Genomic DNA, 9,418 nt, shown 5'->3' on the forward strand with positions numbered 1-9,418 from the left:
GCTACTTCACCGCGACCTGGGAGATGTCCAGCACGCCGGTCCAGTCGCTGATGACGATGTCGCGGACGTCCTTGCCGTACAGGCGCTTGTAGACGGGGTGGAACAGCGGCACGACGAGGGCCTGTGCGCCGATCTTCTCGTCCAGGGCGCCCCACCTCCTGGCGGCGGCGTCGAGGTCGGTCAGCTTGTTGATCGAGTCGATCTCGTCGTTGACCGACTTGTCGTTCAGCAGGCCGGTGTTGAAGTTGGCGCCGTCCCTGACGATCTGCCGGCCGTCGAAGATCGGGGCGAGGAAGGGGCCGCCCGAGGGCCAGTCGGCACCCCAGTGGGCGAGGAAGAAGCCGGGCTCGGTCCGGACGTTGTGGATCTTGTCCGAGTAGTCGTTGCTCTCCAGGCCCTGCAGCTTGACCGTGATGCCGGCCTTCTTGAGCGCGTCCTGGATCGCGGTCGCGATCTCGGGGCTGGTCTCGAAGTCCTTGCTGTTGGAGTGGGTCAGGGTGACGGTGAGCCCGTTCTTGTGGCCGGCCTGGGCGAGCAGTTCCCTGGCCTTGGCGGCGTTGCCGGCCTTGCCCGCCGGGAAGAGGTCGTAGGGGGTGTGGCCGAAGGACTTCTGGTGGGGCAGGAAGGTGGTGGCGGGCTCGGCGAGCGCCGAACCGCCGGCCGCGTTGACGACCGAGGAGCGGTCGACGGCGTAGGCGATGGCCTGGCGCACCTTCGGGTCGTCGAACGGCTTCACCTTCGGGTTGAAGGCGATGTAGTCGGTGTAGCCGAAGTGGCCGGTGCCGACGCGCGAGGCCAGGTCCTGGTCGCCCGTGACCTTGGCGAGCTCGGCCGGGCCGAGGTTGGTGTCCGTGGTGACCGCGGCCGCGTCCGCCCCTTGGGACGCGGACAGCCGCTGGTTGATCACGGAGGAGTCGAGGCCGGAGCGGACGTCGACGGTGTCCGGGTAGGCCTTGCGCTCGGAGTCGGTGGCGGCGGACCAGTGGGTGTTGCGCTTCAGGACTAGGTGCTCGCCGTCGTTCTCGTTGCGGACGACCTTGTACGGGCCGGACGAGACCGGGTGCTCCTCGTACTTGGTGCCGGTGTCCTTGGCCTTCGGGACAGGGGTGAACTGGGTCTGCGTGGCCAGGTAGGGGAACTCGCCCTCGGGCTTGTTCAGGTGGAAGACGATGGTCCGCTCGTCCGGCGTCTCGATCGCCGAGAGGCCCTTCTTGTCCTTGTAGGGGCCCTGGTAGTCGGCGGCGCCGACCAGCCAGTCCCTCAGGTAGGGGGCACCGCCGGAGAGTTCGGGGGCGAAGGAGCGCTCGATGCCGTACTTGACGTCGGCCGAGGTGATCGGGGTGCCGTCCTCGTAGGTGAGGCCCTTCTTCAGGGTGTACGTCCACACGGTGGCGCCCTTGCTGGGGCGCCCGGTGTCGGTGGCGAGGTCCGGGACGACCTTGGCGCCGGCCGCGCCGTTCTCCCGGTTGCGGGTGGTGAGGGTGCGGAAGACCAGGGACGGGACGTTGCCGCCGCCGGAGGTGTAGAGGCGGGCGGGGTCGAAGTCCTGCTGCGGGTTGGAGTTCAGCACCGTGAGGGTGCCGCCCCGGTGCGGGGCGGAGTCGCCGCCGGAGCCCTTGGCATCGTTGTCCTTCGGACCGCAGGCGGCGGCGCCCGCTGCCACGACCAGGCTGACGGATGCCGCTGCCACGCGGCGCGCTATGACGGACGGTTGACGCATCGGAATGACGACCTCTCGGAGACTGAACGAGTGCATCTCGAAAAGTGAGACACATGGACGAGGAGTGAGACGGCTGCGGACAGACGTCGGCCCCGGCGTCGGGTCGTCGAAGAACGCCGTGAAGACATCACGGACGTGGAAAAGAGAGAAAGGAATCGCGACACTGACGCCAGGGAGGCGTCAGCGACAGTGGACGTCGGCCACGCAGAGGGCGGTCACGCCGATCAGCGCCAGCTCGATGGCGGCGCTGTTGGAGACGGCATGACGGGACCACATGCGCCAAAATATGAACGACCTTGCGACTTATGTCAATCTGACGCAAGCGCTCCCCGTCAACTCCTGGGATAGGGCCAGGGGTTGGGCAGGCAGTGGATTCCGTCGTGGTCGAGGAACTTGGTCTGCTGCTGCATCACCGGGGCCAGCTCGCCGTTCTTCTGGCACGTCACATGACCGTGACCGAGCCGGTGGCCGACCTCGTGATTGATGAGCATCTGTCGGTATGCGTGGATTTTGTCCCCGTACGTCTTGCTGCCCTGGGCCCACCGGTAGGCGTTGATCATCACGCGCTCGGTGGACGCCGAATCGCAGGAGACGTTGTCCTCGGTGGTGTCGAGACCGGACTTGGCGCACCACTTGGCGGTGGTGCCGGGGCTGGCGAGCGTGATGACGAAGTCGGGTTTGCCCGAGGAGACACGCTCGAAGGTGCGGGTGCCGCCGTGCGCCCAGCTCCGGTCGTCGTTGAGGGTCTTCTGCACGGCCTCGGCGAACAGCGCGCCGTCCAGGCCGAGTCCCTGCTCGACGTCCACTCGGTAGGTGTACTTCTGCCCCTTGCCGGGCGCCTTGTCGGCGCCGGGCACGGCCTCGAACTTCCCGGACGCCTTCAGCGTGGCGGCGAGCGGGTACGTCCGGTCCATCTTCTGCTCGTACGTCAGGGGCGCCGCGTTCTGCGCGGCGGAGGGCGCGCCCTGCCCCGGCGCTCGGGCGTCGCGCGCCTGGCCGGTGGCGGACTGCGCGTGCGTCTCGCCGTCGCCGTGGCGGTCGGCGACCTGTCCGGCGACGACGACCGCGAGCACGGTGGTCACGGCCGCGGCGGCGATGCCGGTGAAGGCCCGCCCCTTGTTCCCGCCTCGCTGCGCGGGCACGGACGCGGGCGGTGCGCCGTCGCCGTCTCCGGCAGGCGCCTGCCCACCGGCGTCGTGCGGGTGCCGCGCCCCGGGGACACCCGGGCGACGGGGCCCGCCGGCGCCGGGCCGGGCCGCGAAGACGTCGTCGTCCTCCTCGAAGGCGTCGAGGTAGTCCTGCCGCGGCCCGCCGTCGGACCGGCGCCTGCCGCCCTGCCGCTGCCGCGGGAAGACGGGACCGGCCGGGCCCTTCTGGGCCCCGGGAGCGGTGTCGGCGCCGGCCGACCCGGTGAACTCGCCCCAGCCGCCGCCCGGTTCACGCTGCTGGGGGTGCCCGCCGCGGGTCGCGGGACCGCCGGCGCGCGGTACGCCCCGCGCGGGTGTGCCGTCGGGCAGACGCGGGATCCCGTGCGCCGGGGTGCCCTCCGGAACGCGCCGGGCCGCCGCCTGAGCGGGCAGCCGGGGCACGCCGCGGGCCGGGGTGCCGTCGGGGAGCCGCGGGCCTCCCTGGCCCGGCGCGCCCGGACGGGGGCCGGGCTGCCGTGCCTCGTACGGGGCTCCGGGGGCCGGGGGCCGCTGGTCCCGCTGTGCTCCTATGTCCCCGGCTTCGTCCTTCGGGGCCGGTCCGCGCCTGCTGTGGCGTCCCACCTCTGCCCTCAGCTCCCCGCGCCCGTGCCGGAACCGGCGCCCGGCTCGGCGGCCCCGGTCTCCTCGCCGGCTGCCCCGGCACCGGCTGCCGCTTCGCCGACCGCCTCTTGCCCGGCCGGCTCTTCCCCGGCCTCCGCGAGCATCTCCCGGAACGCTCCAGCCACCACCTCCGGGTACTCCATCATCGCCACGTGCCCGGCCTCCGGCAGGGACACCAGGCGGGAGTCGCGGAAGGAGCGGGCGGCCTTGGGCGCCATGCGGTAGCCGACGAGCTGGTCGCGACCGCCGTAGACCAGCAGGGTCGGGGCGAGCACGCGCTCGGCCTGGCGCCACAGCCCGTGCTGGCCGCCCAGGGTGTAGGCGTTGACGATCCCGCGCGCGGAGCGCGCCATCGCGTCCCAGAAGTACGGCAGCCGCAGCCGCCGCTCCAGTTCCTCCACGGCGTGCCCGAACGCCTCGGGCGACACCTTCCCCGGGTCGCCGTAACACAGCCCGAGGACGCCCCGCACTCGCTGCTCGGCCGTCCACTCCCTGGTCAGGCGGGTGAACAGCAGGGCCACACCGGGGACGCCGAGCAGCGCCGTCGGCACCGCGGAGCGCTGCACGCGCAGCTCCGGCAGAGCGGGCGAGATCAGGGTGAGGGTGCGCACGAGGTCCGGGCGCACGGCGGCGACGCGCGTGGCGACCGCACCGCCGAGGGAGTTGCCGAACAGGTGGACCGGGCCGCGCCCCGAGGTGTCGAGCAGGCGGATGACCGCGCGCGCGTGCCCGGTGACGGAGTAGTCGCCGTCGTCCGGTGGCGGCGAGTCGCCGAAGCCGGGCAGGTCGACCGCCTCGCCGTCGACGACGCCTTCCAGCTCCTTCATCAGCACGGACCAGTTCTGCGAGGAACCGCCGAGTCCGTGGACGAACAGCGCGGGCGGCAGCCCCTCGCGCGCGGGGCGCCGCGAACGGACCGACAGGGTGACCCCCGGCAGTCCCACCGACCTCAGCCGCTCCCCTTCACCGACCCGGACGGGTGCGACCCTCGGAAGGACGCTGGCGGCCGGTACGGACGGCGACTCGGTCGAAGACATGCGGCAATGTTACGAGACGATCACGCTGTGGTTCATGTGTTCGCCGTCACAGGTTGGACCACGTCGCGCCGGACACTCCGGACCGGAGAACCCGCACCGGACAGGGGCCGACGGCATGGCGTCCGGATCAGGTGTCTCCTAGGCTCGTACAGAGGGCACCCGCATGTGGCCCCTGCTTCTTCCAGGGACGTTCGTAGGAAGGGAGCCCACCATGGTCCATGAATCCATCGAGGACCCGATCGAGCCCGACGGCATCGAGGAACTGGATGCCGACGACCCCTCGGAGATCGACGTCGAGGCGCCCGAGGTGGACGCCGCCGAGCAGCACGCGGACATCGCGCCGGACCGGGACGACCCCCTGACCGGCGTGGATCCGGACCGCGGCAACGAGGCCGATCTCATCGAACAGGCGCGCGTGGTCGCCCTCGACGAGGACGACTACCGCTGACCTCGGCCGACCCGGCGGGGCCGGACCACCCGCACAAGGCGGGCTTCGCGGCTTTCCTCGCTGTCCGGTACGTGAAATTCTGCGCTCGCACCGCGCACACCACGGTTACCGAAAAGTACGATGGCCGCGCGGCCGACACCGCATGTGGACGACCTAGGGAGGCGGCGTGACAGCCATCGAGCAAACTGAGGCGGCACGCCCACGGGGCACCCGTCTGCCGCGCCGTGCCCGGCGGAACCAGCTGCTGGGCGCCGCCCAGGAGGTCTTCGTCGCGCAGGGCTACCACGCCGCCGCGATGGACGACATCGCCGAGCGGGCCGGCGTCAGCAAGCCGGTGCTCTACCAGCACTTCCCCGGCAAGCTCGACCTGTACCTCGCCCTGCTGGACCAGCACTGCGAATCGCTGATCCAGGCGGTGCGCAGCGCGCTCGCCTCAACGACCGACAACAAGCAGCGCGTGCGGGCGACCATGGACGCCTACTTCGCGTACGTGGAGGACGACGGCGGCGCCTTCCGGCTGGTCTTCGAGTCGGACCTGACGAACGAGCCCGCGGTGCGCGAGCGCGTCGACAAGGTGACCAACGACTGCGCCGAGGCGATCTGCGACGTCATCGCGGAGGACACCGGTCTGTCGCGCGCGGAGTCGATGCTGCTCGCCTCGGGCCTCGGCGGTCTCGCCCAGGTGGTCGCGCGTTCCTGGCTGCACAGCGACCGCAGCGTGCCCCGCGACCAGGCGGTGCAGCTGCTGACCTCGCTGGCCTGGCGGGGCATCGCCGGCTTCCCGATGCACGGCACCGAGCACCACTGACGGGCACCGCCGGCGAGTACCGCCGACGAACACCATCGACGGACAACCACAGCCGCCGGCGGGCCTCCACGGACGCCGGCGGCCGTGTGTTCCCATCCGGTGTTCGCTGTTGGCGTTCCGGCCCGCAGCGTGTACGTCCCCTCACCGGGCTAATGTGTGCAGCGTACGGCGCGGAAGATCGCGCACATCACTGACCGTCGGAGGGACATAGCCGTGGAGGTCAAGATCGGCGTGCAGCACGCGCCCCGCGAGATCGTTCTGGAGAGCGGTCAGAGCGTCGAGGAGGTCGAGCGCCTGGTGTCGGAGGCGCTGGCCGGTAAGACGCAGCTGCTGAGCCTCCAGGACGAGAAGGGCCGCAAGGTTCTGGTCCCGACGGACCGCCTGGCGTACGTGGAGATCGGCGAGCCGACCGTCCGCAAGGTGGGCTTCGGCGCCCTGTAGGGCGCTGCGTCACCGCCCTGTGAGCAGATCGGGAGAGGGGCCCGGCGGCGCTGTGCCGCCGGGCCCCTCTCCCGTGCGGCACACCCACGGGCGGCGCACAACTTCTCCACAGCGGAGGATTGCAATCCGCAGGTCACGGGTATGACGGGCTACGACCGTCAAGCAGAGGCCGGCCGTGGGAGGGACCCCGACATGATCCTGGAAGCACTCGGATCCGCCTTGCTCGGTCTGCTCCTCGCCTGGGCCGCGACCCGCCGGCTCGCGCACCGGCTGCCCGCCCGTCCGCTGGTGCTCTCCACGGGCGTCGCGGGAGCCCTCTTCGGGGACTTCGTCACGCACAGCGCCCTGGGCACCGGGGGCGTCCTGCTGAGCCTCCTGGGTGCCGCGGTCGTCTCGGCCGCGTCCCTGTCCCTCCTGCTGCGCCCGGCCCGCCACCTGCGCCGACGATCAGCCCCGGCGTAAACGGACGCCAGGGGGCCGAGCCGCGGGGAACGCCGCCCCGCCGCGCGCCGTACCCGGACCGCGCCGACGGGGCGACGAACGTCTCAGGCCGCGAGGCCCAGGGCCGCCATCCGCTTGGTGTGCGCCTCCGTGATGCGCGAGAACATCCGGCCGACCTCGGCGAGGTCGAATCCGTCGGCGACCCCGCCCACCAGCATCGTGGAGAGCGCGTCCCGGTCGGCGACGACCCGCTGCGACTGCGACAGGGCCTCGCCCATCAGCCGCCGCGCCCACAGCGCGAGCCGGCCGCCCACGCGCGGGTCGGCGTCGATCGCCGCGCGCACCTTCTCGACGGCGAACTCGGCGTGCCCGGTGTCGTCGAGCACCGCGAGGACCAGCTCTCGCGTGTCGGTGTCCAGACGGGCGGCGACCTCGCGGTAGAAGTCGCTCGCGATGGAGTCGCCGACGTACGCCTTGACCAGGCCCTCCAGCCAGTCCGAGGGGGCCGTCTGCCGGTGGAAGCCGTCCAGGGCCGCCACGAAGGGCTCCATCGCCCCGGTCGGCTCCTCGCCGATCTCGGTCAGCCGGTCGCGCAGCCGCTCGAAGTGGTGGAACTCCGCCGAGGCCATCTTCGCCAGTTCGGCCTTGTCCGCGAGCGTCGGCGCCAGCTTGGCGTCCTCCGCGAGCCGCTCGAACGCGGCGAGCTCCCCGTACGCGAGCGCGCCCAGCAGGTCCACGACCGCGGCGCGGTACTGGGGGTCGGCGGCGGCCTGCGCCCAGTCCTGGGCGGCGACACCGGTGGGACCGGCGGAGGCTGCGGACCCGTTCTCAGGCTTGTCGGAGCTAGTCATGAGGCGCACAATAGCCCGCTCGCCGTGCCTCTCAAGTCCCTGGTCATCCACTGTGCCTACGACCACGTGACGAATTCGGCCATCGCATGTGCGCGATTCCGGGGTATGGTGGTAATGCGCCTGCTGAGTGCGTCGACGGTGTTCGACGTGTCGCGACAGGCCGCACGCATGAGGATGCCCGGTCGGTGGCCCGATCGGCTCCGACCCGACAGCCCTCCCCGGCCGTACGGCACTGCCCGTACGACGACCGGAGGGACACCCTCAGCGGTACGAGCGCTAGAGCGTCGGCAGTGGTCCCGTGTCTTACGGCGTGCCCGAGTGGTTCGCCCGTACGGCGGCCGACGTCCCCGGCACGGTCAGACATGACCCCCGCGCTCGCCTCGCGCCGCGCACACAGAAGAGGCAGCACCCTGACTACGACGTTTCGAGAACTCGGAATCCTTCCCGAGACCGCCGAGGCCCTGGAGGCCGTCGGCATCATCAGTCCCTTCCCCATCCAGGAGATGACGCTCCCGGTCGCCATGTCCGGCACCGACGTCATCGGCCAGGCCAAGACCGGCACCGGCAAGACCCTCGGCTTCGGTCTGCCGCTCCTGGAGCGCGTGACCGTCCCCGCCGACGTGGAGGCCGGACGCGCCACCCCCGAGGACCTCACCGACGCCCCGCAGGCGCTCGTCGTCGTCCCCACGCGCGAGCTGTGCCAGCAGGTCACCAACGACCTCCTGACCGCCGGCAAGGTGCGCAACGTGCGCGTCACCGCCATCTACGGCGGCCGCGCCTACGAGCCCCAGGTCGAGACCCTGAAGAAGGGCGTCGACGTGGTCGTCGGCACCCCGGGCCGGCTCCTGGACCTCGCGGGCCAGAAGAAGCTGAACCTGAAGCACGTCAAGAGCCTCGTCCTCGACGAGGCCGACGAGATGCTCGACCTGGGCTTCCTGCCCGACGTCGAGAAGATCATCAACATGCTGCCGGTCAAGCGCCAGACCATGCTGTTCTCGGCGACCATGCCGGGCGCGGTCATCGGCCTCGCGCGCCGCTACATGTCGCGGCCCACCCACATCCGCGCCACCGCGCCGGACGACGAGGGCGTGACGGTCGCGAACATCAAGCAGTTCGTCTACCGCGCGCACAACATGGACAAGCCGGAGATGGTCGCGCGCATCCTGCAGGCCGAAGGCCGCGGACTCGCGATGATCTTCTGCCGGACCAAGCGCACGGCGGCCGACATCGCCGAGCAGCTCGAGCGCCGCGGCTTCGCCTCCGGCGCGGTCCACGGCGACCTCGGCCAGGGCGCCCGTGAGCAGGCCCTGCGCGCCTTCCGCAACGGCAAGGTCGACGTCCTCGTCTGCACCGACGTCGCCGCGCGCGGCATCGACGTCGAGGGCGTCACCCACGTCATCAACTACCAGTCGCCCGAGGACGAGAAGACGTACCTGCACCGGGTCGGCCGTACGGGCCGCGCGGGCGCCAAGGGAACGGCGATCACGTTCGTCGACTGGGACGACATCCCGCGCTGGCAGCTGATCAACAAGGCGCTGGAGCTGGACTTCAACGACCCGGTGGAGACGTACTCCAGCTCCCCGCACCTGTTCTCGGAGCTCGGCATCCCCGCGGGCACCAAGGGCACCCTGCCGCGCTCGGAGCGCACCCGCGCCGGTCTGGACGCGGAGGTGCTGGAGGACCTGGGCGAGACCGGTGGCCGCGGTGCGCGCGGCCGCGGTGGCCGTGGTGGCCGCGGCGAGACCGCCGCGCCCGAGCGTGAGCGCTCGGCGCGCACCCCGCGCAGCCGCCGTCGCACGCGTGGCGGCACGCCGCTGGACGCGTCCGCGGCGACCGCCGAGGCGCCGGCCGCCGAGGCCGGCTC

The 9,418-nt window shown here is 71.7% G+C and carries 10 protein-coding genes; 5 read left to right on the forward strand and 5 right to left on the reverse strand.

What is annotated here, in order from left to right; translation table 11 throughout:
- Position 1 precedes the first annotated feature (1 nt).
- The 4 genes from PV343_RS36200 to PV343_RS36215 form a co-directional block, all read right to left on the reverse strand.
- Positions 2–1,720: an ABC transporter substrate-binding protein gene (locus PV343_RS36200; RefSeq protein ID WP_319151282.1), complete on the reverse strand. Its 1,719-nt coding sequence runs from the start codon at positions 1,718–1,720 to the stop codon at positions 2–4.
- Positions 1,721–1,900: 180 nt separating this feature from the next.
- Complete coding sequence (locus PV343_RS36205; protein ID WP_317445263.1) at positions 1,901–1,996, reverse strand: Ms4533A family Cys-rich leader peptide; 96 nt, start codon at positions 1,994–1,996, stop codon at positions 1,901–1,903.
- Between the two features lie 56 nt (positions 1,997–2,052).
- Complete coding sequence (locus PV343_RS36210; protein ID WP_319151283.1) at positions 2,053–3,489, reverse strand: DUF3152 domain-containing protein; 1,437 nt, start codon at positions 3,487–3,489, stop codon at positions 2,053–2,055.
- 8 nt (positions 3,490–3,497) lie between these two features.
- Positions 3,498–4,565 (reverse strand): alpha/beta fold hydrolase, encoded by a 1,068-nt coding sequence (locus PV343_RS36215; protein WP_319151284.1) that lies wholly within the window; start codon positions 4,563–4,565, stop codon positions 3,498–3,500.
- 211 nt (positions 4,566–4,776) lie between these two features.
- Between PV343_RS36215 and PV343_RS36220 the strand changes: the two genes are divergently transcribed.
- The 4 genes from PV343_RS36220 (at position 4,777) to PV343_RS36235 (ending at position 6,724) form a co-directional block, all read left to right on the forward strand.
- The gene (locus PV343_RS36220) at positions 4,777–5,013 is read left to right on the forward strand and encodes a hypothetical protein (protein WP_319151285.1); all 237 of its coding nucleotides are present in this window, start codon (positions 4,777–4,779) and stop codon (positions 5,011–5,013) included.
- A 166-nt stretch (positions 5,014–5,179) separates the two neighbouring features.
- The gene (locus PV343_RS36225; protein ID WP_319151286.1) at positions 5,180–5,821 is read left to right on the forward strand and encodes a TetR/AcrR family transcriptional regulator; all 642 of its coding nucleotides are present in this window, start codon (positions 5,180–5,182) and stop codon (positions 5,819–5,821) included.
- Between the two features lie 213 nt (positions 5,822–6,034).
- A complete protein-coding gene (locus PV343_RS36230) occupies positions 6,035–6,262 on the forward strand; it encodes a DUF3107 domain-containing protein (protein ID WP_020942105.1) in 228 nt (75 codons plus the stop codon).
- 192 nt (positions 6,263–6,454) lie between these two features.
- Positions 6,455–6,724 carry a hypothetical protein gene (locus tag PV343_RS36235; protein WP_319151287.1) on the forward strand — a complete coding sequence of 90 codons (270 nt, stop codon included), beginning with the start codon at positions 6,455–6,457 and terminating at the stop codon, positions 6,722–6,724.
- An 83-nt stretch (positions 6,725–6,807) separates the two neighbouring features.
- On the opposite strand, the gene PV343_RS36240 is transcribed toward PV343_RS36235, so the two are convergent.
- Positions 6,808–7,554 (reverse strand): ferritin-like domain-containing protein, encoded by a 747-nt coding sequence (locus PV343_RS36240; protein ID WP_380976668.1) that lies wholly within the window; start codon positions 7,552–7,554, stop codon positions 6,808–6,810.
- A gap of 362 nt (positions 7,555–7,916) precedes the next feature.
- Between PV343_RS36240 and PV343_RS36245 the strand changes: the two genes are divergently transcribed.
- On the forward strand, positions 7,917–9,418 hold a 1,502-nt coding region (locus PV343_RS36245), incomplete at its 3' end, for a DEAD/DEAH box helicase (protein ID WP_319151288.1).

Source organism: Streptomyces sp. WI03-4A (assembly GCF_033792105.1).
In the GTDB taxonomy this organism is placed as follows: Bacteria; Actinomycetota; Actinomycetes; order Streptomycetales; family Streptomycetaceae; genus Streptomyces; species Streptomyces collinus_A.

What these genes read in the sequence shown, in the direction of transcription:
- PV343_RS36200 (WP_319151282.1), bottom strand. Translation starts at nt 1,720, where the DNA reads ATGCGTCAACCGTCCGTCATAGCGCGCCGCGTGGCAGCGGCATCCGTC.
- PV343_RS36240 (WP_380976668.1), bottom strand. Translation starts at nt 7,554, where the DNA reads ATGACTAGCTCCGACAAGCCTGAGAACGGGTCCGCAGCCTCCGCCGGT.
- PV343_RS36215 (WP_319151284.1), bottom strand. Translation starts at nt 4,565, where the DNA reads ATGTCTTCGACCGAGTCGCCGTCCGTACCGGCCGCCAGCGTCCTTCCG.
- PV343_RS36220 (WP_319151285.1), top strand. Translation starts at nt 4,777, where the DNA reads ATGGTCCATGAATCCATCGAGGACCCGATCGAGCCCGACGGCATCGAG.
- PV343_RS36235 (WP_319151287.1), top strand. Translation starts at nt 6,455, where the DNA reads ATGATCCTGGAAGCACTCGGATCCGCCTTGCTCGGTCTGCTCCTCGCC.
- PV343_RS36205 (WP_317445263.1), bottom strand. Translation starts at nt 1,996, where the DNA reads ATGTGGTCCCGTCATGCCGTCTCCAACAGCGCCGCCATCGAGCTGGCG.